This is a genomic window from Spongiibacter sp. IMCC21906, from assembly GCF_001010805.1.
Taxonomy (GTDB): domain Bacteria; phylum Pseudomonadota; class Gammaproteobacteria; order Pseudomonadales; family Spongiibacteraceae; genus Spongiibacter.
This window is the reverse complement of the sequence record NZ_CP011477.1, coordinates 1,708,311-1,732,736: the sequence shown is the minus strand read 5'-3', so window position 1 is coordinate 1,732,736 and position 24,426 is coordinate 1,708,311. Positions and strand designations below refer to the sequence as shown.

Genomic DNA, 24,426 nt, shown 5'->3' with positions numbered 1-24,426 from the left:
CTTCGTTCATCACATCACCAGTTAAACAGCGTGCCGTCCTGTAAACGGTTCACCGGCAAATAAGCACGTTGATAGGGGTATTCCGCTGCAAGATTTTCGTCGATATCAACACCGTGTCCCGGTGTATCCCCCACCTTCAAATAACCATTCTCAAAGGTGTAATCACTGGGAAAAACCTCGTCGGTGGCGTCGGTGTGGCGCATATATTCCTGTATGCCAAAGTTGGGCACCCAGGTATCAAAATGCAGCGCGGCACCCATGGTGACTGGCGACAAGTCGGTCGCCCCATGAAAGCCGGTGCGAACATTGTAGATTTCAGCCAGCGCCGCAATCCGCCGTACATGGCTAATGCCCCCGGCATGAACAACGGTTGCGCGAATATAATCAATCAACTGTTCGCTGATTAAGGTGCTGCAGTCGTAAATGGAATGAAAGACTTCCCCCACCGCCAGCGGCGTGGTGGTGTGCTGACGAATCAGGCGAAAGCGCTCCTGCAGCTCGGCAGGCACGGTGTCTTCCAACCAAAACAAACGATAAGGTTCCAGGTCTTTACCCAAGCGTCCCGCCTCTATGGGGGATAGGCGATGATGACAATCGTGGAGCAGATGAACGTCAAAACCGTAGTTGTCCCGCAAGCCTTCAAACAGTTTGGGAACATGGTGCAGGTATTTTTCCGTGGACCAGACGTTCTCTTCCGGCAAGTCTGCATTGGCTGGCTCGTAATACATCTTGTCACCAGACACGCCATAGGTTGACGGCAGACCGGGGATACCGCACTGGGCTCGCACCGCTTTGTATCCCATGTCGATATAACGACCCACTTCATCAATGGTCTCGTTAATATCGGCACCATTGGCATGGCCGTAAACCATCACCCCTTCGCGAGAGCGGCCGCCCAGCAGTTGATATAACGGCATATTGGCCAGTTTGGCTTTAATATCCCAGAGGGCAACATCCACCGCCGCAATGGCGGTCATGGTTACCGCACCGCGCCGCCAGTAACAGCCCCGGTAGAGATATTGCCAAATATCTTCTATCTGCTGAGGGTCGCGACCTATCAAGCAGGGCAGCACATGGTCTTGAAGATACGACACCACCGCCAGCTCCCGGCCGTTCAGGGTGGCATCACCAATGCCATACACGCCTTCGTCGGTGATTATTTTTAGCGTGACAAAGTTGCGTCCGGGGCAGCTAACAATCACTCTTGCATCGATAATTTTCATAGAGACCCTTGGGCATTCCCAATTAACACCTTGAGACTGTCCAATGTAGGTCACAAAAGTTAAACATAAATGACATTAGATAGAGGGAATCGCAATATTAGGAAAAGATCATGAATACCCCGCTAGTATTACACCCCGATCGGCTTTTTCCTGCCGACGACCGCATTCGTAGTATTGCCAGATTTCTCTACCAAACCGTCAAAAATCTGCCCATTATCAGCCCCCACGGGCATACCGACCCCCGCTGGTTTGCTGACAACAATTCCTTTACCAATGCCACCGAGCTGTTGATCCGCCCCGATCACTATGTGTTTCGTATGCTCTACAGTCAGGGGGTATCGCTGGATGCGCTGGGCATCCCCAACGTTGATGGCAATGTGAGCAATATCGACCCGGAAGACAGCTGGCTACTGTTCGCCAAACATTATTATTTGTTTCAAGGCACACCCTCACGGCTATGGCTGGATCATGTTTTTGCAGAGGTCTTCAAGCTCGACGTGGTGTTAAATAGCGACACCGCCGATCACTACTTTGCGCAAATAAACGCCCAGCTAGCCAGTGATGACTTTCGCCCTAGGGCTCTGTTTGAGCAATTTAACATTGAAGTACTGGCCACCACCGAATCGCCATTGGATGATTTGCAACACCACGCCAACATCCAACAAAGCGACTGGTCGGGCCGCGTCATTACCACCTTCAGACCCGATCCGGTTGTCGACCCAGGCTACGAAGGTTTTGCCGATAATCTCATTCGCCTTGGCGAGCTAACAAATGAAGACACCACAAGCTGGTCTGGCTATCTGGCCGCACTGCGTCAACGTCGGCGATTTTTTCAACAACACGGCGCCACTGCCAGCGATCACGGCCACCCCAGCGCCGCCACCGCAAACCTGTCATTGGCTGAATGTGAAAAACTGTTTCATAAAATCATCAGTCAGCATTTCAGCAGTGCCGACGCCGAATTGTTCCGCGCCCAGTTATTAACCGAAATGGCCGCCATGAGCGTGGACGATGGCTTGGTGATGCAACTCCACCCCGGCGTCCATCGCAACCACAATCAATTCGTCTTTACCCAATACGGCCGGGACAAAGGTGGTGATATTCCCGTTGCCACAGAATACGTCCAGGCACTGCAGCCCCTACTCAATCGCTTTGGCAACCATCCAGATTTCAGACTGATTGTTTTTACCCTTGACGAATCCCGTTATGCCCGCGAGCTAGCACCCTTGGCGGGGCATTACCCCTGCCTCAAGCTCGGCCCGGCATGGTGGTTTAACGACAGCCCCGAGGGTATGCGTCGGTATCGACAGCAAACCACCGAAACCGCCGGCTTTTACAATACGGTTGGCTTTAATGATGACACCCGCGCCTTTCTATCTATTCCCGCCCGCCACGATGTCGCCCGGCGAATAGACTGCAGCTTTCTCGCCGAACTGGTCGCCGATCATCGACTGACAGAAACCGAGGCCGTAACACTGGCCACAGAACTCAGTTATAGCCTTGCTAAAAACGCCTACCACTTGTAAGCAATACAAACAGGACACTGCATGCGCCTTAATCAAAACAGCCGCTTGGCTAATGCTATAAAGCAAGCCAACTACCAACGCGAACAACACCGTGCGGGTATTGTCCACTTAGGGCTTGGCGCTTTTCATCGTGCTCACCAAGCCTGGTATACCGAGCAAGTGTTAAACCAGTTTGGTGGCGACTGGCGTATTATCGGTGTGAGTTTGCGCAGCCCCACGGTGCACGATCAACTTGCGCCACAAGATTATCTTTACACCCTGATCATTTCTGAAGGGGTACATCGTCACCAGCAACTTATCGGCGCATTGGCCAAGGTCCTTATCGCTCCGCAGCAACCAGAGCAGGTCATCAGCGCATTAGCGGCGGCGGCCACACAGGTGGTCACCCTGACCATTACCGAAAAAGGCTATTGCCTCCGTCCCGATGGTAAGCAGCTAGATGAACAACATTCCGAGGTACAACACGATCTAAAAAATGTAGCCCAGCCTCGTACTGCATTAGGATTTCTGGCAGCAGGCTTGGCAGCCCGGCGAGATCAACACAAGCCGGGATTAACAATTATTTCCTGCGATAATATTTCCGGGAATGGCGAAAAACTCCGCAGTGCGCTATTACAATTTTGCCGCCGGATTGATCCCACTTTAGCCGACTGGATAGATAGCCACTGTCGCTTTCCAGCTACCATGGTAGATCGCATTGTGCCTGCGACCACGCCAGAAAACATTCAAGACCTAGCCACGGACCTCGGTTATCAAGATCAAGCCGCCGTCTTCAGCGAGCCTTTCTGCCAATGGGTAATCGAAGAGAATTTCGCTGGCCCCATGCCCCCATGGGACAAAGTCGGCGCACAGTATGTGACTGACGTTACCCCCTTCGAAGCCATGAAACTACGGCTGTTAAACGCCAGCCACTCCGCCATTGCCTACCTCGGCTGCCTAGCCGGCTACAACACCGTCGACCGCGTTATCGCCAATCCGGTATTGCGCAAAGCGATAGAACAGCTCATGACAGAAGAAGCCGCACCAACCCTGTCTATGCCTATTGATTTTGATCTACAGGCCTACCAGCAAAGCTTGCTGCAACGCTTTGCCAATAGCGCCCTGCAACACCGCTGCCAACAAATCGCCATCGACGGCTCCCAGAAAATCCCCAACAGGCTGTTTCCTATATTACGCTGGCAACGGCAACACAAGGGCCCTATCGTCATCACCACCGCCGCACTGGCCGCGTGGCTGCGTTACTTACAGGGCATAGATGAAACAGGCAATCGTTACCCCATTAACGACCCAATGGCGACACAGCTTGACGCCATTTTTGCGCAGCATAACAACTCGGCAAAAAACGCCCTGCCAGCACTCAGAGAATCAAACGGTCTTTTTCCCAAAGATATTGCCGCTCAAGACGAGGTTTTTATCGCCATTGAAAACTGGCTAACGGCATTTGAGCAACAGGGAATTGTTCAGGCAATCGAGTTGTATCAAAATCATGATAAGCAATAATGCTGTAAAACTTATCTAGGGCCTGTTAACACTAATTGGATTATTACTGCTGGCGGTCATTTTTGCCTCCAGCTAGGCGACAGACACGCCGTTTAGTCATTCTAAACAAGTGGCTGGCAACAACGCTGGAGGCATAAATGGCCCCAGCCCTGCGGGTTGAGGCTAAAAAAGCACCACTCTGTGTTGCTCGTCGTTTATTTGGAATGACCAAACTGCTCTCCTCGCGCCGAGATTGGCGCTTTTTTAGCCTCAACAGTGACAATCCAATTAGTGTTAACAGGCCCTGCCATTATCCTCATCCACGATGGGGCGGGTTTTAGCCAAGGCATCACTGACAAAGCTAACTCGATTATTCAGCTTCCTTTCAACCCAGTTTAATTGCTCGTCCAACTTCGCGTGACACCCGCGATAATTGGCAATTCTATGGGCCACCGTGTCACTGCTATAAATCAGCGACGATAAACCAAAGGCAATAAAAAACACCCCAATTGGTATCGGAGAAATAAGAAACACCACACCGATGACGATAAGAAACCATGAGACGCCAACTAGCAGAAAATGTTTAACACGATTTTTCAAGAATTGGTCTCATTTCTTATTTTTCATTAAGTACATTGACGCTGCGGGAAATCACTGATTTTAACGTCTCAAACAGTAAAAAGGGACAGATTTTTTTTCACGCGATTTCAAATCTGATAGTGGCGACAACAGCGGCTTGTTAGATCTCATTCTCGATTCCTTCTAAATCTAAATCATCAAGTTCACTACCTGGCTCTTTACGAAAAATTCCAATTACAGTTTCCCAAACCAGTAACCCGAACTTATACATCTTCCTGGTTTTTTCTAAGGTTACCTGGCTTACCTCCCAATGCCTGCTTCCATCATTCGTAAGCCCAAAATGCCGACAATGGTCATATGTATTTATAAACTCTCTGAACTGCTCTTTCAGGCTACCTTCCAATTTATGTTTATTTATCAAACTCTTAAATATCATCGATGGTGAAGGTACTCTCTCACTTGGTTCCATAATATTCTGACCAAGTAACTGCGAAACACTAAGGCCCATTGTGCAGATAATAAAAACACATCGCTCATGAAAATGCTCAACTTGATCATTTTCTGCAAGATCTTTCTCCAGAGCTGACCAGTACAGTTTCGCTTGCTGCAATGAATATAATTGAAGATTTGTATCCGGGCCGCTCGAATCAATATAATAGTAACGATGAGTCATGGGGAGCTCTAACGCTTGAGCTCAACGGTATTTGAGGCGATGCCTATTTTTGCGGCAGAAAAAATGGGCTGCGGGTCAAATGTCCGGTGCAACGAATTGTTAGGCGCGCGCATGTTTAAGCTCCCGAAATTGTTTGAGAAGCGCTCGCCATGACAACCCCTTCTCGCAACATTTAGCTTTGAAAGCGTCCAACTGGTAGATGTTGGACGAATCGAACCCGCCAAGCCTAGTTCTGTGAACATCCCAAGAAGACACCACTAACATTCGATCAGCATCATAGCCTGGTTTTTTGATCTTCTCCGCCGTCTTTCGATGATGCAATCGAGCCTTGATTATCACCAGCCCCGCGACAAGATCTCTCATGCACTCAAAATCAACGTTGAGTGGCAGGCACACAGCGCCCGCGTACTGAACAAAGATCAAGTTTTCTCTCTTCAAACACTCATCGTTAATGAACTGTAGGCGGATGTAGAGAACATCTTTTTCTGTCTGGTGGTTCCTCGACTGCCAAAAGGTGTGCAGCGACCCTATTTGAGAGTCATCAATGAGTAAGCCTGCGGCCCCTGTTAAGGCGTCGAGAATCGGCTTTGTGATATTGTCGAGATCGCCTACCTTGTCAGTTTCTTGCCTCTGCGTACCGTGGAGATACCAAAGGAACTCGACATTTACCGGGCCCGCGCATATCCACTTAAACTTCGCCAGTTCCGCCTGAATCGCAGAACATAACTCATCTCGTGTCTTCTTCTTGGACTGAACGCTAACAATCCGATCAAACGCAATGCGAAGTTCCACTTCGCTGTTCGCAGACGCCTCTACTTTGTAGAAATTTTCGGTGTCGCAGTTGTCCGTTTTGATTGTGAGCGTAACCATTTTTCACTTAGCGCCTAACGCTTTAATGTGGGGCGAAATGCGCAGCATTTTGTCCCGCACCATTTACTTTTTAAGCATTTTCTTGATTTCAACTTCATACGCCTTGTAAATAAACCAAAGGCCTACACCCAGTATTGGAATACCAATAAGTTGAGCCGAGGTGCCAACACCAACAAGAATAAACAAGATTCCCAAACCCACTTTACCCATTTTTGTTTTTTCTAATGGCTCAAGAGCTTCGGGGTTTAAAATATTAGAATCATGGGTTTCTTCTTCGTGTTTGTATATACGCCAGCCTCGGTAGCTAAGATAAATACCAAGAGGAATCATCGGGATGCCTATGCCGATCCCTGCTGATGCGACACCCACACTACCGATAAATAGACCGAACAGTAGTACTGAGATACCTAAAATTAAGTGTTTGATAATGCGCTCCTTTTTGACGTATTGATGCTTAACGCCCGCATTTGGGACGGCTGAAGCAACGCGTAAGCCGTCCCAGCAGGGCGCGGCTGTTTTGCGCTGCGACAAAATGCGCTTGTTAGTGCCTACTTGGCAAAGGCCTGCTTTTGAGTGCAGGCAAGCTCGGCCACTCCGCCTCATTTTCGGGAAGCTTAATCTTTCTACCGTTATAGGCTTCATATTCGGTCTCTTTCATCGAGGACGAAACCACCACCTCGTAACTCTGGTTTATACCCAATAATCCTAGGTCGAACAGCGTATGTATATCAGCCCTCAAAAGGATTCCATTTGTTACATGATTGGTCTTCTCACCCATATATGGAACAATGTGAGCAGCCTCAAGAATTGGTGGAAGTGAAGTACCTGTAACCGCACAAGTACTCTCGTACATATTGAGGAGCTGCTTACGGAATTTCGGCTGACCTCTCCGAAGAGCAACAGCCCTTGAAATCTTCTCCTTAGATTTTTCCGCATCTTCTGGCGAAAACTCCTCGGCGTCTGTTTCTACGTCATCTTCTGATATTGGTATCGTCGTAGCATCAGCTCCAAAAATGACTTCCTTCCATACGCCCTCTGACAGGTTCGCCTCAATCAATATGCGCTTAGTAGGATTTCCACCTTTGCTGTTAGGGTCTTCCTTTTTCTCTTGCTGGGCTTTAGATATTTTTCCACGTAAGTCTTTTAGATCTGTGCCTTTGAGAAAAATATCACGATTTCCGTCTACCTCAATTGTCCGTTCACCTGGATTCCAGATGGTCAAAGCCTTAGAAGAAACAATGTGAATACGTATCTTATCTAGCCCCCTATTCCTAAGCCGTACTAACAATGCATCTAGCGCGGGGAAATAGTCAGTATTTCGTTCGTTTGGCTTTCCTCTAGCTCCACCTCTTGACTCCATAACAAGGCCAAATACTCCGCTAATCTCCTGGATCGAAACTGAGGCATTCAAGACTTCATTGTTTTCTGATATTACATTCATGTCTTCACGCCTCGACCACTAACGACAGCCGCAACGGCGCCAAAATAAGCGCAGCGTTTTTGGTGTCCGGCGACCGCAGGGAGCATATTGCCGGCTCTTGTTATGTAACAATGCTATATGCTCCTTTCGCCAGCATAGTATTTTGCCCAAAAAACATAGGCTTTTATTGCACTTTCACATGCTTCAAAAGATTCTCCGTTTGGCGATTCCACTTGCCATTCCGGCAAAGTATCCGGGTAATCTATTGGGTCGCCAACTGAAGGACCCCTGTATCCAGAATGCTGGATTAGCCTGGCTGAATGCTTAACATCGTTCGCAAGCTTCCTGACTGAGTCTAAGGCACAGCCCTCTTCGGGATACGTTTCTTTAATATTCTGGATGAGCTGATAGGCACTACTTATACCTATTGCGTTTGCAACCTTGTCAGATTGATGATTTATAGTGAGAACTAGATTGACTAGCCGCCGATACGTTTCAGCCAATCGTAGTGTATTCGTGTCTGAATTAGTCCGGTAATAATCATAGAATTCAGCGAAGTTTGGGGAAACTATTTCCCTGAAGACCCCTTTGTGATTATCAATGTCTATCTCCCGCACGACACTTCCTTTGTTACATAACAGCTAATTCAACATCAAAATGACGTGTTTAAACACGTCAATCTGACATATATCCACGGAAGGTTTTTTTAAACTCATTGGCTATCCCTTTGTTTATTTATCGAATTCCTTTCTTGACCTGCACCAGTCACCTGGCCAAAGGCGTCAATTTGACACCTATCCTTACACAAACCGCAGAATCGGCTAATTCTGTATAAAATCCCAGCACAAGAAGTGTGCCATGGCTTCCGCTTTTATCCAATCCATTCGCGATCACTTACGGGCGCGGCATTACGGCAAGCGCACCGAGGAAGCCTACGTTTACTGGATTCTTTACTTTATCCGTTTTCACAACAAGGTACACCCCTCACACTGGATGGTGAGGCGATAAAGCAATTTCTTGAGTTTCTGACACTGAAGCGCAATGAAGTAAGGGACTTGAACAGCTCTACTGCTCAAGTCTCTTAACATGTAAAAAATCAACTGATCGCAAATGTGACTTTCCAGCCGTTATAGGGGTAAACAGCTGGCCAAGCTATGGGGGAATCAACAAAGAAGCTTATTTTGTCGCCATATACTTTCGCCAGCCGCCAAGATGAGTAATATCCTCCGCCCCGGCCAAGCCAGACGCTTCACAGATAAAGCAGAAAAGGGGACAGGTTTATTTTCACGCGGTTTCGGTTTAAACAAAAATAAATCTGTCCCCTTTTCATGAACCTTTCGTTATCGATTCAAGCCAATATTTTACTCTGAACTTAATTCTCACTGTTCAATACACACACCTGCCAATCCATAGCAAAAACAAGTATCTTATTGAGAATGACAAGGACTTACCTTCAAAGACAGGAGCATGTATGGCGGTCGATCAGCCTGAAAAAACTGTTACTCCCTCCCAATCGGACACCGTTGGCGACCCCTCTAAAAGCAAGGCAGTACCGGCAAACGCAACGCCACGTAACCCTGCCGCCAAAGTAGGTGTTTTACTGCTTATTTTTACCGTCACCTTAGTAACGTGGTATGTCGCAACAGATCGGCTAGCACCCTATTCTGCACGAGGCGCAGTAGCTGGATATGTAACGCAACTAACCCCAAGAGTTGCAGGACAGGTCACCGAGGTTTTCGTTAAAGACGGAGATATTGTTGAGCTCGGCACCCCCCTATTCCAACTAGATCCGCGCCAATTTGAACTTGCCGTTCAACAGGCAAAGGCAAGCCTAACTCAAACATTACAATCTACTGCGGCATCTGCTGCCTCCATCGTCTCTTCACAGGCGGCGGTTAGCCAAGCCAGAGCTAATTTAGAAAATACGCGTTCTAGCACCAACCGCACTCTCGCACTAGCTGAGCGAGGGCTCGTCTCTAAATCTCAGGCAGACAATACCAGGGCAGAACTGAGAACCGCACAGGCACAGCTGGATCGCGCCACGGCCGATTTGGAAAGTGCCATGCTGGCATTAGGTGAACAAGGTGCATCAAACCCTGAAGTTCAAGCAGCGCGAATACGGCTCGAGCAAGCGCTACTGGATCTGCAGTTTTCTACAATCACCGCACCAACCCGAGGAGCAATTACCAATTTACAGTTAGCAATTGGCCAATACGTCTCACCAGGGGCCCCCGCCCTCACCTTTTTTGATGGCCGCGGAGCTTGGGTCACCACCGATCTACGGGAAAATCAATTGGGCAACGTCCAGCCAGGTGATCGGGCAGAGATTCTATTTGACGCCGCTCCAGGCAGAGTATTTTCTGGTCAAGTACAGAGCATTGCCTGGGGTATCGATCCGGGTCGACCGACCGCTGGGGGCTTAGTCCAAAACAGCCCAGAAAACCAATGGTTTGAACCAGCGCGACGTATTCCCGTTCACATTGAATTAGATGGCAGTCTTGATGACTGGCCTAAGGCGGCAAGAGCTGGGGGAAAAGTGGGCGTCGTTATTTATGCAGAGGGAACTGAGAATCCGATCGCATGGATCTCAGCAGGCCTATTGCGGCTTCGCTCATGGCTCTCATACCTGTATTGAGTGTATAAATAATGTACGTAGCCCCTCGCCCAAGAGTCGAAGATGATCCTTTATTCGCCGTTCGCCTTGCCTCTGCCGCAACACTTGGCTTCATTATCGCCGTAGTTTTACAGTCGCCGATGCCAATGCTCATTCCGGCACTTGCAGTTGGTATGATGGCTGGAATGCGAAAGCGCTTTGCCCCCCAAAAAGCCTTTGGCGGGCCCCTTGTCATGATTGTAATGATCGTGGTTTTTTCTGGCCTCGTTTCACTCACTAGACCAATGCCCGCGGTACTCATCAGCATTATTGGAATGCTATACGTTCTGGCGTATTACCTAATTCTCAAAACCGGCAACCCCATCGGCATGCTCATTCTTATTGTCACGGTACTGATGTCGATCATGGGCATGAACTCCCTCATGGCCATGGAGGTTATGCGCGACGCCTTTATTGAAGGCAGCTTGGTTGCGCTTGTTACCACACCCCTGCTCTATTTACTTATGCCACCAGTAAGCACAGAAAAAATGATTGAGGTTCACCCGCCCGCACCAGGTGAACATATTATGTTACAGGCCTTAATCCGCGGAGCGGTGTTACTTTTGCAAACCTTTTGGCTTTATACCGTGGTAGACGAAACTAGCGTTATGCTGGCGATGGCCGCCGTTTTCGTATTGGTTTTCCCGAGCCGCGAACAGCTCTTTGCTGAAGCCAAGGAGCGCACTTTTGCAACCGTACTTGGCGGAGGTATGGCGCTGCTTATCGTGGCCTTGTTTTCTTTAATGGCGCATTTTGCCATTCTGCTTTTACTTATTTTTCTCGGCGGCCTCTTTTTTGCTAGCCGCATGATGAACGGCCGCCATCCGTCAATGGTGTACCAATTTGCGTTTTCCGTAATGATTGCGTTAACCATTGGTGGTTTAAGCAGTCAATCGCCCTTTGAATCAGCCATTGTGCGCATTGCATTAACATTGGCTGGCGCAATTACAGCCGCGTTTTTAACAAGCCTGCTTGAGTCGTTAATTATTGGCAGGCAATTACGACAACCCCAAACTAAAGCCTAGCGCCATTCGTATGAATCCGATGATTCACAATAAAGCCGCCCAGAAGTGCAGATATACTGGATTCTTTACTTTATCCGTTTTCACAACAAGGTACACCCCTCAACACTGGGTGGTGAGGCGGTAAAGCAATTTCTTGAGTTTCTGGCACTGAAGCACAATGAAGTAAGGGACTTGAACAGCTCTACTGCTCAAGTCCCTTAACATGTAAAACATTGACTGATCGCAAATGTGACTTTCCAACCGTTATAGGGGTAAACAGCTGACCAAGCTATGGGGGAATCAACAAAGAAGCTTATTTTGTCGCCATATACTTTCGCCAGCCGCCAAGATGTGTAATGTCCTCCGCCCCGGCCAAACCGGACGCTTCGCAAATAAAGCCGCTTAGCAGGCTGCCATCAGCGAGTTTTACTTTGCCAATACCCAGTGGCGCGGGAATGCCGGCCACAAAGCTACCAAACTCCGTAGCGTGCACGGACCAGACTTCCACCTCAATCGCGGCACCCTCACCTTCTGGCGCAACAACCATACCGGGACGAAAAGGTGGGCCACCGGCCAGGGCATAGAGTTTATAGTCTGGGGCAGAGTGGGTTTTCTGTAATAGTTTGCCGCCTCGTTCGCTGAGCTGCCAGTTCAGGGGCATGCCTTCCAGATGGGCACCGCACACCACAACGGCAATCGATTGATTAGTGGCAACTGGGGCGTCACTTAAACCGGGATACGCTCCCTGCTCCTTACCCAGCGGCAATTGAAACTGCTGTTGCAAGCGGTTGGCGATGGATAATAAATACCGGTCTGTAAAAGACTCGCCAACCAGTGTTAAACCAAAAGGGAAACCCTGATCAGTAAAAGCGGTGGGCACAGCCACTCCGGCTAGATCAAACAGGTTCATATAATTGGTGTAATAGCCCATATTGCTGTTGAGGGTAATAGGATCGGCATTGAGCTCATCGATGCTATAGGGTCGGCCTGCGGTGGGGGTGAGTAAGGCGTCTACACTATCCAAAACCTGTTGTGCCTGTTTTCGCAGGGCTTTGAGCTTGTACTGGGCGGCAAAAGCGTTGGTTGCTGTGCCCTCTGCACCGCTACTAATGATCGTTCGGGTAACATCTAACAGCGCTGCGGGCTTGTTTTCTATCAAGGGCATAGTGGCTAAATAACGTTCTGCCACCCAAGGTCCTTCATAGAGTAATCGAGCCGCTTCCAAGAAAGCGGACATATCCACTTCCAACAGTTCTATACCGCTGTCAGCTATTGCCTTGAGGGATTGCTGATAACAGCGTTGATAGCCGTGATGACCAAAAAACTGCAACTGCTCGGCTTTCATTACCCCCAGCCGCAGTGGACCTGTGTGCTTGCCGTAATGCCTGGCGCTATTGGCAAAGGGATTTGCTCGGCTGTAGGCATCGGCGTCATCTTCGCCTTCTGCCACATTGAGTATTTGCGCGGCATCGTCACTGTGTAAGGCAAAAATCGTCATGCAGTCCAGCGAGCGACAAGCGGGCAACATACCGCTGGCCGATAACAAACCAATGCTGGGTTTAACCCCCACCAAATTATTGAAGCAGGCAGGCACCCGGCCGGAACCGGCGGTGTCGGTGCCCAATGCAAAGCTGGCCATACCCATTGCCACGGCTACCGCAGAACCTGAACTGGAGCCGCCGCTGATTTGTTGCGGATCAAAACTGTTTTTGCAGGCGCCATAGGGCGAGCGGGTGCCGACCAGCCCCGTGGCGAATTGATCTAGATTGGTTTTTCCTACTGGAATAGCCCCGGCATCAATTAAACGCTGTACCACAAAAGCCGATTTTTCTGGCGTGTAGGCAAATTCTTTGCAGGCTGCGGTGGTGGGCACTACAGCTAAATCGATATTGTCTTTTATCGCAAAGGGAATGCCGTATAGCGGCAAGCTGTTTGGCGCGCAGGCTTCCAGCCTTTGTAGATAAGGCTCCAGCTCTTCGGTCGACAGGCGATAAATCCAGATATTGTGATCTTGGCTTTGCTCGCATTGCTTGATGATTTCAGCGATAACAGCGCGGGGGCTGGTCGCGCCAGACTGGTAGGCAGACCTTAAAGTATTTAGGGATAAGTTCATGACAGCGCCTCCAAAATCACCACAGCTTGGCCAGCAGCGACCCTTGCGCCCTCTTTTAACACACATTTTTTGACCTGCCCGGCTTCCGGGGCGAAGACTGAAATCTCCATTTTCATCGATTCCAGCAGCAATAGCGGCTGCCCTACTTTGACCTCTTCACCCTCCTTGACTAACCACTGCCAGACGCTACCGGCAACGGCGCTATCCACCGGAATTTCACCTTCTATCAAGGCCACCGCTTCTGCTGCGGCATCAATCTCTGGCGCTTCATAATGAAACTGCCCATCCCGATGCCAGCGGGCCAGCTCTTCATTAAAGGCCTGCTGCCGGCGCTGGCTGTGGTCGGCAATATCTCCAGCATTGTTTTGCAGCATGGTTTGATAGTCAGAAAGCGAAAATTCACCCTCTTCAATACGCAAGCTGTATTTGCCTAGCGGGAAGTCATCACGAATTTGCAGCAGCTCCTCCTGGCTCACTTCGTAAAAACGAATTTGGTCAAAGAAGCGCAGTAAATAAGGCTCGGTAAATTCTGCGGTGCGGCGATAGCGATTCCACATTTGCAACGTACGGCCAACAAATTGATAGCCACCCGGCCCTTCCATGCCGTAAACACACAGATACGAACCGCCAATGCCAACAGAGTTTTCCGCCGTCCAGGTTCGAGCAGGATTGTACTTGGTGGTGACCAGACGATGTCGTGGGTCGACCGGCGTCGCCACCGGCGCTCCCAGATACACATCCCCCAAGCCCATCACCAGATAAGAGGCATCAAATACAATATCTTTTACTTCAGCAATGCTGTCGAGGCCGTTTATACGGCGAATAAATTCAAGATTGCTTGGGCACCAAGGGGCGTTCTCACGCACTGATTGTTGATATTTTTTAATCGCCAAGTGGCAAGCTTCGTCATCCCAGCTCAGGGGGATATACACAGTGCGAGACGGCACACTCAGGGTTTCCAGCTGGGCAGCCAAGCTGGTTTCCACCGTTTTCAAGCTCGTTAGCAATTGCTGTAATGACACTTGCTGGGAATCATAATGCAGTTGCAGGGAGCGAATACCCGGTGTCATTTCCCGCACCCCGGCAATAGGCTTGGCCTGCAAGTGCTGCATTAAGGCATGAGCCCGAAACCGCAGCCGAATGTCTAACTCCAAGGAGCCGTATTCCACCAACAGGAAATGATCTCCGGCGACCCGGTAAACGATCTCATCGCCAAACTCCTCAGCGGGTAAACGCTGAACAATGGGCGAAGGCAGTGCCTTAAGGGAATTGCTAACAGGGAGCTCGCCAGAGAGACCGTCAATGGCCTCTGTCTGGGATTTTTCTGCCAAAACCGCATCGTCAATGCTGACCGGCACAAACCGCAAAGTATCCCCCGCACGAAGCTGACCCAACTTCCACAAGTCGGCCGTAATCACGGTAGCTGGGCAAACAAAGCCTCCCAAGGAAGGACCATCTGGCCCCAGAATAACCGGCATGTCGCCGGTAAAATCCACCGTGCCGAAGGCATAGGCATTGTCGTGAATATTGCTGGGATGCATCCCCGCTTCGCCGCCGCTGTCTCTGGCCCACTTGGGTTTGGGACCGATTAAGCGCACACCAGTACGGCTGGAGTTGTAATGCACTTCCCAATCAGTGCTGAAAAACGTGGCGATATCATCATCGGTAAAAAAGTCCGGCGCGCCGTGGGGACCATAAATCACCCTGAGCTGCCATTGCTTATCGATGTCAGGTTTAAGGCTGTCGACTAGCGTGGCCGCTGGAGACGACCCAGGCTGGCTAAGGGTTAATACATCTCCCACTCGCAGAGCGCGACCACTGTGGCCACCAAACTGCCCCAAGGTGAAGGTTGAACGGGAGCCTAAATATTCCGGGCATTGAATGCCGCCAGCCACCGCCAAATACGCTCTGGCACCGCATTGAATACGGCCCATGCTGACGGTTTGTCCGGCTTTAATATCCAATACCTGCCACATGGCAGCGGCTTTCCCATCAATACTGACGGGAATCTCGGCGCCGGTTATGGCGATTCGAGTATCGGTGCTGAATTGCAGACTTGGACCTTGCAGGGTTATTTCCAGCCCCGCTAGCCTTTTATCATTTCCCAGTAAGCGATTCGCCAAGCGGAAGGAATAATTGTCGAAGGGACCCGAGGGCGGCACCCCCACATCCCAATAACCGGTTCGTGCCGGATAATCTTGAATGGTCGTCTGGGTCCCCGCCTGTAACACATCCATGCGCAGCGGTTGCCAGCGATAATCATTGAGGTAGCGGGTGGTGATTAAACCCTGTTTCAGCAATGGGTCTTGCAGCAGGCTGGATAAATAGTCGACATTACTAACGATGCCATACAGTTCGCTTTTGTTCAGCGCCTCGGCAACACCTGACATGGCTTTGTCGCGATTATCGGCATGCACAATCACCTTGGCCAGCATGGGATCAAAAAAAGGTGACACTTCAATGCCGCTATCCAACCAATGATCAATACGTAGCTGACCGTCGCTGACTGTTTCCGGAAAACTGACTTTACTCAATAAACCCGCGCAAGGTTGAAACTGGCGGAATGGATCTTCGGCATACACTCGTACTTGCACGGCGTGACCTTTCGCTGTTAGCCCTGCTTTTAAGGATGCCAGATCCGGGAGCTCTTCCGCCGCAAGTTGCAGCATCCACGTCACCAGGTCCACTCCCCAGACCATTTCTGTCACCCCGTGCTCCACCTGCAACCGGGTGTTCACCTCCAGAAAATAAAACTGCTGACTGTCTTGATCGTAAATAAACTCCACCGTGCCCGCATTGCGGTACTTGACCGCAGAGAGCAATTCCTCTGCCTGTCGATGGAGCTGTGCACGCACCTCGTCTGGCAAGTTCGGTGCAGGGCACTCTTCCACTACTTTCTGGTTGCGTCGCTGGGCGGAGCAGTCTCGCTCTCCCAGAGCAATCACCTTGCCTTTGCCGTCGCCAAATACCTGCACTTCGATATGTCGGGCGCGGGCAATAAATTTTTCAATAAATACGCCATCATCCGCAAAGTTGCTTTGACCCAGTTTTTTAACTTTATCGAAGCCTCCCGCCAGATCGTCAGTGCTGTGGCAGACCTGCATACCAATGCCACCACCCCCCGCCGTGCTTTTCAGCATGACCGGATAGCCTATTTTTTCGGCATTGGCCAAGGCTTCGTCTTTATCCAGTAGCAAACCGGTACCGGGGGGTAGCGGCACCCCAACGGACTCGGCAATTTCTCTGGCGCGATGTTTTAAACCAAAAGCCAGCATCTGCTCGTCAGTAGGACCAATAAACGCAATGCCCGCCGCTTCACAACTGCGAACAAAATTCGCATTTTCGCTGAGAAAACCATAACCGGGATGAATCGCCCCCGCGCCACAGTCTTTAGCGATCTGCAGGATTTTATCGGCATCAAGATACGTATCCGCAGCGCCGCCGTCCCCTAAGGAATAAGCCTCATCGGCATTGCGTACATGCAGGCTGCGAGCATCTGCCTCGGCATAAACCGCGACCGAAGTGACGCCGAGCGACCTCAAGCTGCGCTGGATACGGGTGGCGATGGCGCCACGGTTAGCGATCAATACTTTATTGAACATGGGGCTTCCATTTGCGGGCCGTCCCGCTCAGTTTTTTCACCAGTGGTCGTCCACTGGGGTTGTTTCCTTGTTTATTAGCCCTGCTGGGCGTCTGGTTTGCTCATCTTTCGCGAGTCAGCTTTTCGGCCTCGGCGCGGCCTCCTACAAGGTATTGCCCTTCGTAGGAGCGGGCGCTGACCGCGAATATTTTTTGGTCTTCAGGGGCTTGGTCTGGGCACCCTGTCGTAATTCACTGTTTTGCTGAAAGCATTTGTTTCGCCTTGTTGGGCGTCTGGTTTGCTCATCTTTTACGAGTCAGCTCTTCGGCCTCGGCGCGGCCTCCTACACGGTATTGCCCTTCGTAGGAGCGGGCGCTGACCGCGAATATTTTTGGTCTTCAGGGGCTTGGTCTGGGCACACTGTCGTAATTCACTGTTTTGCTGAAAGCATTTGTTTCGCCTTGTTGGGCATCTGGCTTCATCATCTTCCGCAAGTCAGCGTTTCGGCCTCAGCGCGGCCTCCTACAGGGTATTGCCCTTCGTAGGAGCGGGCGCCGACCGCGAATGTTTTTTGGCCTTCAGGGGCTTGTTCTAGTCCCCTGTCGTAATTCACTGTTTTGCTGAAAGCATTTGTTTCGCCTTGTTGGGCATCTGGCTTCATCATCTTCCGCAAGTCAGCGTTTCGGCCTCGGCGCGGCCTCCTACAGGGTATTGCCCTTAGTAGGAGCGGGCGCCGACCGCGAATGTTTTTGGCCTTCAGGGGCTTGGTCTAGGCACCCTGTCGTAATTCACTTTTGATAACAGTTTTGTCTCGTTTTGTTGAACGTCTGGCTTCATCATCTTCCGCGAGTCAGCTTTTCGGCCTCGGCGCGGCCTCCTACAAGGTATTGCCCTTCGTAGGAGCGGGCGCCGACCGCGAATGTTTTCTATCCCCCTTTGAGCTCGCCGAGCATCACAGAAATCCATTGGGAATGGCTTTTAGCGAGGACTGTTTGAGCGAAGCGAGTTCCGCAGCGTTTCCCATTGGATTTCGAGAAGCGCAGGGAAGCCGCAGGCCGAGTGATTGGGGGCGAATTTTCTTGCTTACTTCTTTTTTTCGCAAAAAGAAGTGAGTCGCCCAACTGGGCGAAACAAAAGCTTTCAACAAAAAATCTTCCTCGACAACGTGCATAATAAAAGCGCCCACCTACTAAGCCCCGGTTTGGCGATCCCAAACCAAAAACGCCACCGGTGTGGGGTTGTATGCATTACAAGGATTATTCAACTGCGGACAGTTGGATATCAACACCAGCACATCCATCAGGGCTTTCAATTCCACGTATTTTCCCGCCCCGGAAATGCCATCGGCAAAACTCAAACCACCGTCTTCGGTAATGGGTACGTTCATAAAAAAATTAATATTGTGGGTAATATCCCGTTTGGATAAACCGTACTCGGGCTTCTCGGCAATGGCGAGCATCCAGCTATCCCGGCAAGCGTGCATGCAACGTTTTTCCAGGTCGTAGCGCACGGTGTTGCTTTCTGTGGCGCAGGCGCCGCCGAGGGTGTCGTGACGACCGCAGGTATCGGCCACAATTTCTAGCATAGGCTTGTTTTCATTACTGCGTAAAACACTGCCAGCGGTGAGGTAAACATTGCCCTGCTCGCGAATAGTGTCGGTGGCGCTATAGCGTTCGCTGGGGTTGGCGGCACTGTAAAACAAGGTATCTGCGGCTTGATTGCCTTCTAAATCCAATATCCGAAACGTTTGTCCGGCACTGACTTTACCCAAGTAGTAATCCCCAGCGCCAATCACTTCATTGAAGATGGCGCTAGCGGGCTGTAATGCACTTTCTTTAATCATATATGTCTCCCGTTTACCCGGTAATCAAGCGCCAAGATGGTAGAGGGCGTTATTGGCAAAACCACGACGGTTTTCGTCGCAGTGGTTTAAACAGAGATCATCTTCTGTCATCGGCGTGGCAACAGCCATGTCAATACCAATGTCGTAACGTGGATATTCAGCCGCACTGTTTAAAGGATGAGGACATGCGTGAAGCACAACGAGTGTGTCCATTTCAAAACGCAGAGTGACGCGGCTACCGGGCTGACTATGACCGCTGACCAACTGCATATTGCCTTGGGCATCGGTGGCAACTTTGCTGAACCAGTTAATATTGGCGGCCATATCGGCAGCGCCTAAGCCGTATTTGGTCAGCTCGGTTAAAAAGGCATCGTAGCCATTTTGATGCCAGTGATTACGATGATTTTGGTAATCTCTGGCACCCCATTTTTCAGCCACGATGTTCGCATTGGCATTGCCACAAACGGTATCGTGCCAGCCGGCCGTATCGGTAATCACCGAAGCAAAAATACGCCCCATATCAGAATACAGGCAGTGGCCCGCCGTGAGCTTAAAGGTGTGCTGGCACTTTAAGGTGTCGGGGGCGTTATAGCGTTCCAGTAAATTGCGGGGGTTGTAGAACAACATTCCCGCGTTACCACTCCCATTAATATCGGTGAGGGTCAGTTGCGTGCCCTTGCGCACTTCCAGCGACCAGTGGCCACCGGCGGGAATTTGGGTTTTATAAACATCCATCACTACAGTTCCTCTGCCGCATTGGCGGACAGGCTTTGATCAATTTCATTCAGCAGTTCGTCACCGCACACGCCCACCGGTAAATCGTAGGTAATACCGGCGCCATAGGCATTAGGGCTTTGAGGGTCGACACGAAGTTTATCGAATACCCATAGCCGAGTGCCCAAATGAAAGCCCTCTTTCAAATCGTGGGTAACCATAAAAATAGTGAGCTTGTGTTTGCGCCACAGATTCAATACCAGCTCGTGCATATCGGCGCGAATACCGGGATCCAATGCGCCGAAAGGTTCGTCTAGCAAAAGAATGCGGGGCTTTAAAATCAGTGCCTGGGCAATAGCCAAACGCTGACGCATACCGCCGGATAGCTCATCGGGATAGCGGTCTTGCATATGACTCAGGCCCACTATGTCCAACAGCTCGGCAGCCTCGGCCCGCGCTGCCTTTTTACGAGCACCAAAAAGAAAACCCAGCTTGGTTTTTTCAAACGCGCGACCAACTGCGACGTTTTCTAACACTGTCATATGTGGAAACACGGAGTATTGCTGAAAAACCACCCCTCGCTCGGCATCCGGCTCAGCGGGAATGGGTTTATCATCAATAAGAATACTGCCTTGTGAGGGTGTTTCTGTCCCCAGCAGCATTTTTAGAAAGGTGGATTTACCACAGCCAGATGCGCCGACGAGAGTAATAAACTCCCCTTCTTTAACGGTGGCGGAAATATTTTCCAGAATCACATTATGGCCGTAACGCTTCCAGATATTTTTTACCTCAATCATTACTTACCCTCCTGCTGCGCATGCCAGGGGAAGGCAAAGTGACTGATTTTGACCAAGGCATAATCGATCAGAAAAGCGAGGAAGGTAATCCAGGCCACATAGGGCAAAATCACATCCATCGACAGATAGCGGCGCACTAAAAATACCCGATAACCCAAGCCATCTGTGGAAGCAATCGCCTCGGCGGCGATCAGAAATAACCACGCGCTACCCAGCGATAATCGCACCGCATCAATCAGCCGAGGCATCAGCTGGGGAATTAATACCCGTAAGATAATCTGAGCACTGTTTGCCCCCAAGGTTTGCGCCTTGACCAATTGCTCCCGAGGTATTTCTAATGCCCGCTTTTGAATATCTCTGGCGACAAAAGGCGTCACCCCAATCGCGATCAATGCCACCTTAGACAACTCCCCCAAGCCAAACACAATAAACAGAATGGGTAGCAACGCCATTGGTGGCACCAGCGAAACAATCGTCAGCAGCGGTGCAAACGAGGCATTTAGCAGTGGAATGGCGCCGGTCATTAAGCCCAAAAACATTCCCAACGACGCGGCAATCAACATACCCAAGCCCAAGCGACGCAAACTGCTGCCAGTGTCCTGCCAAAACAAATAGTCGCCGCTGCGCTTACTGGGCTCAAAGGCCAAACGATGAATAGCATCGCCCATTTGCTCAAAACTGGGCAGCAATTTGTCATAGGCATTCTCGGCCAATCGCGCCTCTGATGCCGAGATGTACAGCAGCAACAAAATGGCAAAGGGCAACAATGCCAGGCCGACACGCCAGACGCGGTTAGGGCTTTGGTTGATGAGTCGTTTCATATTGCCTTCTAAATGAGGGGCATTGGCTGTAATGCCCGTGGCTTAACAATGTGTGGTGGCCATAAAAATAATGCCCACCACTCAGCGGAGGGCTTACAGTTTGCCGTCGGCAGCCATTTGCATATAACTGGGATCAAAGCGGAATTTAATATTGCCGGGATTACCATAAACACCTGCGGGTGTTTCAATACCGATAAAACCAGCATCTGGCGCGCCCTCGCCCAAAAGGCCGTGGGCAAAAGAAAACTCCGCAACATTTTTCATGGTTTCTTTTAACGCCGCGCTGTTAGTAAATTCCACCGCTGCAGAAGGCTCAAAAAACATTTCGGTGCTGGCAAGCTGGGCGTCATAACCCGCCAAATCGGTACCCGACGCGGTACCCATTGCCGTGCGGGCAGCCACGGCTGTTTCACTCTCGCCACTCATAGTCGCCATAATTTCATACCAGGCACCGGTCAAGGCTTTACCCAATTTGGGGTTGGCTTTGAGGGTCTCGGTATTGATCACCAACAGGTCGATAATTTCACCGGGAATGTGCGAGGAATCAAAAACTTTATTGGCGGCGGGCATTTCGAGTATTTCGCTGAGTAGCGGATTCCAGGTTACTACCGAGGTCACACCCGAGGTTGGAAAGACCGCGACCATATCGGCATCGGAGGTGTTAACCACCGTGACATCTGACTCGCTCATGCCCACAGATTCGAGGCCACGGGCCAATAAATAGTGAGATACGCTTAGCTCAACCAAATTAACCCGCTGGCCTTTGATATCCGCCAAGCTGTCACTGCCTTTCAGGACAACGCCATCGTTGCCGTTGGAAAAGTCACCCACAATCAACGCAGTACTGTCCACGCCACCTGCGGCAGGAATCGTCAGCGCATCCATATTGGTCATGGTGCAGGCGTCAAAACCGCCAGCGGTATACTGATTAATGGATTCGACATAGTCGTTAATTTGTACCACGTCGATTTCGATGCCGTATTTTTTGGCCCATTTATCAACGATTTTTTGCTCGTCGGCGTAGCCCCAGGGCACCCAACCAACGTAGATAGACCAACAGACTTTAAAGCTATCTGCAGCCGATGAGAATGACGAGAACGTCAGTGTGAGTAGTAAAGCAGCGAGTCGCTTCATTGCAAACCTCCAGCGGTTTGTTACACAGATTACGGAGCACTCCTGGCGAAATCGCCGATCGTCTCCCGGGCTTTTGTCCCGCCGTGTAACCTTGCTGAGGGCCGAAGCCTGACACTACTTTTGAAAAAAATCAGAAAGAAGTGTGCGAAGGTCGAAAGCTCTCGGACCAGTCATTGCAGTTTAAAAATCCAAACCACAACCGGAACCCTAGCCTTCCATTTTTAAATTGTATTGCGTCCTGTTTCACCAAGAGTGCGGACATTATCACTAATACAGGTTTCGTGCCAAGCCTCTTTTTTTGCATAAAACCCGCTAAATCAGCGTGTTTTACCGCCAAGGCGAACCGCTGATCAAGGAGCAACCCAAGCCAGGAAAGCACCACTTTAGAGCGCATGCACCACAATAACTCAACGATTATCTTCTTACTTCGACGCCAACAAACAAAAGGCCTGTCCATTGAACAGGCCTTTATGGTGGTACTGATATATCGTCGCTCAGGTCATAACTTTTGTCCTAATGACGGCAATATCATTACATAAAGTTGTAGGCGAAACTGATGCCGTAGGTCACTGGCTTGGCCGCGTAGCGCACCACGACATCCTGGGTCACAAACTGATTACTCCAGTAGTATTCATCAGTGACATTCCGCCCCCAGACAGTGGCAGTCCAACGTCCATCCAGTGACTCAAGCCCGGCCCGCAGATCCAGGGTTGCGAAACTGTCGATGCGTGTCTGCTCCGGGTCACCAAAGGTGGAATTGGCTTCGCTGTTATAGAGCAAATTAGCACCAACGAATGCGCCGAGGGTGTCGCTAACTGGCCAGCGATAATCCACATCTGCAACAAAGTGCCATTCTGGGGTAAAGGGCAATTCAGAGCCGCTGAAATCCCCCTGCTCTCTCAGGCCATTCAGACCATCTTCATCCTGACCCGTGGTTGGGTTAACAAAGGTGTACCACTCATTCACTTCGGTATCCACGTAAGTTCCCGATGCCCGCAGCAACAAACCGTCGATAGGACTGTAGGTGAAATCCATTTCAATCCCTTGGATGCTGGACTCAGGAATATTCACCAAACGGTCAAGCTGGTTGTAAACTGGGTCTTTGACACTGCCCCGTACCTGCTTGTCATCGTACTCGTAATAAAACACCGCCGAATTCAATTGGGCTTTACGATCCAGCAAACTCCATTTCAAACCCGCCTCAAGCGCTTGAACAGATTCCTGCGTGACAGCTTCAAACTGCGCGTTTGTCGATGCAGGAAGAATGGGATAGCTGCCTGTTTTATAGCCCTTAGATGCCAAGGTATATAACAGCAGGTCATCACTGGCCCGATAATTCAGGCCCAAACGCCATGACACATTATCCTCATCCAGCGAGTCGGTATAAGGCGTTCGAGTTACTTGAACAGTGGTCGCATCCAAGGTCACACACTCATCTGGAGCGATAACAGTCGTGCCCGGAGCTTGGCCCTGCAGGGCATCAGAGACAAAAGCAAAAGTGGCATTCAAACCCGGATCCTGGCTATGACTACAGGCCGAGAAGTCATTGCTGCTCTCTGTGTAGCGAGCACCGGCTAGCAGTGTAAAACGCTCACTCAGATCGTATTCGAGGTTGGCGAAAATACCAATATCCTTTATGTCCTGGGTGATACTGGTGGTCGCATTATCGATAAAAGGACCGCCGGGCAACAGCGCCACATTGGTTGAGTCCCCGACGAGAACGGTTTCATCACTGACGACATCATTGGTGGCATAATTAACACCCAGCAACCACTGGCTGCGGTCCGTGTTGCCAGACAGACGCAACTCCTGAGTCAAGCTGTCTACGCTGCCGACAGAATTGATGCCCATATTTTCCAGCGTGGTGCCATCGCGATCCATCGAGTAATCTTCTTCATACTCTGAAACCGCCGTAATAGACGTAAAGGTCAAGCTGTCATTAATATCGTGATCAACCCGTAAGGTAAACTGCAGAAAACTATGGAACCTCTGCACAA

The 24,426-nt window shown here is 50.3% G+C and carries 22 protein-coding genes and 1 riboswitch; of the genes, 6 read left to right on the top strand and 16 right to left on the bottom strand.

What is annotated here, in order from left to right:
- Window positions 1-14 precede the first annotated feature (14 nt).
- Entirely contained in the window at window positions 15-1,223 is a 1,209-nt protein-coding gene (manD, locus tag IMCC21906_RS07915) for a D-mannonate dehydratase ManD (RefSeq protein ID WP_047011717.1), read from the bottom strand.
- Window positions 1,224-1,333: 110 nt separating this feature from the next.
- Between manD and uxaC the strand changes: the two genes are divergently transcribed.
- Entirely contained in the window at window positions 1,334-2,749 is a 1,416-nt protein-coding gene (gene uxaC, locus IMCC21906_RS07910; protein WP_047011716.1) for a glucuronate isomerase, read from the top strand.
- A gap of 21 nt (window positions 2,750-2,770) precedes the next feature.
- The gene (locus tag IMCC21906_RS07905; protein WP_047011715.1) at window positions 2,771-4,249 is read left to right on the top strand and encodes a mannitol dehydrogenase family protein; all 1,479 of its coding nucleotides are present in this window, start codon (window positions 2,771-2,773) and stop codon (window positions 4,247-4,249) included.
- A gap of 273 nt (window positions 4,250-4,522) precedes the next feature.
- On the opposite strand, the gene IMCC21906_RS07900 is transcribed toward IMCC21906_RS07905, so the two are convergent.
- From IMCC21906_RS07900 to IMCC21906_RS07875, 6 genes are all read right to left on the bottom strand, one after another.
- Window positions 4,523-4,828: a hypothetical protein gene (locus IMCC21906_RS07900; RefSeq protein WP_047011714.1), complete on the bottom strand. Its 306-nt coding sequence runs from the start codon at window positions 4,826-4,828 to the stop codon at window positions 4,523-4,525.
- Between the two features lie 139 nt (window positions 4,829-4,967).
- Window positions 4,968-5,480 carry a hypothetical protein gene (locus IMCC21906_RS07895; protein WP_047011713.1) on the bottom strand — a complete coding sequence of 171 codons (513 nt, stop codon included), beginning with the start codon at window positions 5,478-5,480 and terminating at the stop codon, window positions 4,968-4,970.
- A gap of 99 nt (window positions 5,481-5,579) precedes the next feature.
- On the bottom strand, window positions 5,580-6,350 hold the full coding sequence (locus IMCC21906_RS07890) for a RusA family crossover junction endodeoxyribonuclease (protein ID WP_047011712.1): 771 nt from the start codon (window positions 6,348-6,350) through the stop codon (window positions 5,580-5,582).
- Window positions 6,351-6,413: 63 nt separating this feature from the next.
- Window positions 6,414-6,881 (bottom strand): hypothetical protein, encoded by a 468-nt coding sequence (locus IMCC21906_RS07885; protein ID WP_047011711.1) that lies wholly within the window; start codon window positions 6,879-6,881, stop codon window positions 6,414-6,416.
- A 10-nt stretch (window positions 6,882-6,891) separates the two neighbouring features.
- The gene (locus tag IMCC21906_RS16315; RefSeq protein WP_052763437.1) at window positions 6,892-7,791 is read right to left on the bottom strand and encodes an HNH endonuclease; all 900 of its coding nucleotides are present in this window, start codon (window positions 7,789-7,791) and stop codon (window positions 6,892-6,894) included.
- 113 nt (window positions 7,792-7,904) lie between these two features.
- Window positions 7,905-8,387, bottom strand: coding sequence for a hypothetical protein (locus IMCC21906_RS07875; protein ID WP_047011710.1), 483 nt, complete (start codon window positions 8,385-8,387; stop codon window positions 7,905-7,907).
- A 241-nt stretch (window positions 8,388-8,628) separates the two neighbouring features.
- Between IMCC21906_RS07875 and IMCC21906_RS17230 the strand changes: the two genes are divergently transcribed.
- The 4 genes from IMCC21906_RS17230 (at window position 8,629) to IMCC21906_RS16825 (ending at window position 11,649) form a co-directional block, all read left to right on the top strand.
- A complete protein-coding gene (locus IMCC21906_RS17230; protein ID WP_082117408.1) occupies window positions 8,629-8,778 on the top strand; it encodes a phage integrase N-terminal SAM-like domain-containing protein in 150 nt (49 codons plus the stop codon).
- A 463-nt stretch (window positions 8,779-9,241) separates the two neighbouring features.
- A complete protein-coding gene (locus tag IMCC21906_RS07870; protein ID WP_082117407.1) occupies window positions 9,242-10,405 on the top strand; it encodes an HlyD family secretion protein in 1,164 nt (387 codons plus the stop codon).
- Between the two features lie 11 nt (window positions 10,406-10,416).
- On the top strand, window positions 10,417-11,448 hold the full coding sequence (locus IMCC21906_RS07865; RefSeq protein WP_047011709.1) for an FUSC family protein: 1,032 nt from the start codon (window positions 10,417-10,419) through the stop codon (window positions 11,446-11,448).
- 45 nt (window positions 11,449-11,493) lie between these two features.
- Window positions 11,494-11,649 carry a phage integrase N-terminal SAM-like domain-containing protein gene (locus tag IMCC21906_RS16825; protein ID WP_156166015.1) on the top strand — a complete coding sequence of 52 codons (156 nt, stop codon included), beginning with the start codon at window positions 11,494-11,496 and terminating at the stop codon, window positions 11,647-11,649.
- Window positions 11,650-11,740: 91 nt separating this feature from the next.
- Here the strand turns inward: IMCC21906_RS16825 and atzF are convergent, their stop codons facing one another.
- From atzF to IMCC21906_RS07810, 9 genes are all read right to left on the bottom strand, one after another.
- Window positions 11,741-13,540 carry an allophanate hydrolase gene (gene atzF / locus IMCC21906_RS07860; RefSeq protein WP_047011708.1) on the bottom strand — a complete coding sequence of 600 codons (1,800 nt, stop codon included), beginning with the start codon at window positions 13,538-13,540 and terminating at the stop codon, window positions 11,741-11,743.
- On the bottom strand, window positions 13,537-17,142 hold the full coding sequence (gene uca, locus IMCC21906_RS07855) for an urea carboxylase (RefSeq protein WP_047011707.1): 3,606 nt from the start codon (window positions 17,140-17,142) through the stop codon (window positions 13,537-13,539). Before uca ends, atzF begins: the two co-directional genes overlap by 4 nt.
- Window positions 17,143-18,072: 930 nt before the next feature.
- A complete protein-coding gene (locus IMCC21906_RS07845; protein WP_197085976.1) occupies window positions 18,073-18,267 on the bottom strand; it encodes a hypothetical protein in 195 nt (64 codons plus the stop codon).
- A 42-nt stretch (window positions 18,268-18,309) separates the two neighbouring features.
- Complete coding sequence (locus IMCC21906_RS07840) at window positions 18,310-18,963, bottom strand: urea amidolyase associated protein UAAP2 (RefSeq protein ID WP_047011704.1); 654 nt, start codon at window positions 18,961-18,963, stop codon at window positions 18,310-18,312.
- Window positions 18,964-18,987: 24 nt separating this feature from the next.
- Window positions 18,988-19,698 carry an urea amidolyase associated protein UAAP1 gene (locus IMCC21906_RS07835; RefSeq protein WP_047011703.1) on the bottom strand — a complete coding sequence of 237 codons (711 nt, stop codon included), beginning with the start codon at window positions 19,696-19,698 and terminating at the stop codon, window positions 18,988-18,990.
- 2 nt (window positions 19,699-19,700) lie between these two features.
- The gene (locus IMCC21906_RS07830) at window positions 19,701-20,474 is read right to left on the bottom strand and encodes an ABC transporter ATP-binding protein (protein WP_047011702.1); all 774 of its coding nucleotides are present in this window, start codon (window positions 20,472-20,474) and stop codon (window positions 19,701-19,703) included.
- Window positions 20,474-21,295, bottom strand: coding sequence for an ABC transporter permease (locus IMCC21906_RS07825; protein WP_047011701.1), 822 nt, complete (start codon window positions 21,293-21,295; stop codon window positions 20,474-20,476). The genes IMCC21906_RS07830 and IMCC21906_RS07825 overlap by 1 nt, the downstream gene beginning before the upstream one ends.
- A gap of 93 nt (window positions 21,296-21,388) precedes the next feature.
- Window positions 21,389-22,429, bottom strand: coding sequence for a putative urea ABC transporter substrate-binding protein (locus IMCC21906_RS07820; RefSeq protein ID WP_047011700.1), 1,041 nt, complete (start codon window positions 22,427-22,429; stop codon window positions 21,389-21,391).
- Window positions 22,430-22,489: 60 nt separating this feature from the next.
- Window positions 22,490-22,651, bottom strand: a riboswitch (guanidine-I (ykkC/yxkD leader).
- A 309-nt stretch (window positions 22,652-22,960) separates the two neighbouring features.
- On the bottom strand, window positions 22,961-24,424 hold the full coding sequence (locus tag IMCC21906_RS07810) for a TonB-dependent receptor (protein WP_197085975.1): 1,464 nt from the start codon (window positions 24,422-24,424) through the stop codon (window positions 22,961-22,963).
- Between the last annotated feature and the right edge of the window lie 2 nt (window positions 24,425-24,426).

Coding starts and splice junctions, on each gene's coding strand:
- manD (WP_047011717.1), bottom strand. CDS start 1,223: ATGAAAATTATCGATGCAAGAGTGATTGTTAGCTGCCCCGGACGCAAC.
- uxaC (WP_047011716.1), top strand. CDS start 1,334: ATGAATACCCCGCTAGTATTACACCCCGATCGGCTTTTTCCTGCCGAC.
- IMCC21906_RS07905 (WP_047011715.1), top strand. CDS start 2,771: ATGCGCCTTAATCAAAACAGCCGCTTGGCTAATGCTATAAAGCAAGCC.
- IMCC21906_RS07895 (WP_047011713.1), bottom strand. CDS start 5,480: ATGACTCATCGTTACTATTATATTGATTCGAGCGGCCCGGATACAAAT.
- IMCC21906_RS07890 (WP_047011712.1), bottom strand. CDS start 6,350: ATGGTTACGCTCACAATCAAAACGGACAACTGCGACACCGAAAATTTC.
- IMCC21906_RS16315 (WP_052763437.1), bottom strand. CDS start 7,791: ATGAATGTAATATCAGAAAACAATGAAGTCTTGAATGCCTCAGTTTCG.
- IMCC21906_RS17230 (WP_082117408.1), top strand. CDS start 8,629: ATGGCTTCCGCTTTTATCCAATCCATTCGCGATCACTTACGGGCGCGG.
- IMCC21906_RS07870 (WP_082117407.1), top strand. CDS start 9,242: ATGGCGGTCGATCAGCCTGAAAAAACTGTTACTCCCTCCCAATCGGAC.
- IMCC21906_RS07865 (WP_047011709.1), top strand. CDS start 10,417: ATGTACGTAGCCCCTCGCCCAAGAGTCGAAGATGATCCTTTATTCGCC.
- atzF (WP_047011708.1), bottom strand. CDS start 13,540: ATGAACTTATCCCTAAATACTTTAAGGTCTGCCTACCAGTCTGGCGCG.
- uca (WP_047011707.1), bottom strand. CDS start 17,142: ATGTTCAATAAAGTATTGATCGCTAACCGTGGCGCCATCGCCACCCGT.
- IMCC21906_RS07840 (WP_047011704.1), bottom strand. CDS start 18,963: ATGATTAAAGAAAGTGCATTACAGCCCGCTAGCGCCATCTTCAATGAA.
- IMCC21906_RS07835 (WP_047011703.1), bottom strand. CDS start 19,698: ATGGATGTTTATAAAACCCAAATTCCCGCCGGTGGCCACTGGTCGCTG.
- IMCC21906_RS07830 (WP_047011702.1), bottom strand. CDS start 20,474: ATGATTGAGGTAAAAAATATCTGGAAGCGTTACGGCCATAATGTGATT.
- IMCC21906_RS07825 (WP_047011701.1), bottom strand. CDS start 21,295: ATGAAACGACTCATCAACCAAAGCCCTAACCGCGTCTGGCGTGTCGGC.
- IMCC21906_RS07820 (WP_047011700.1), bottom strand. CDS start 22,429: ATGAAGCGACTCGCTGCTTTACTACTCACACTGACGTTCTCGTCATTC.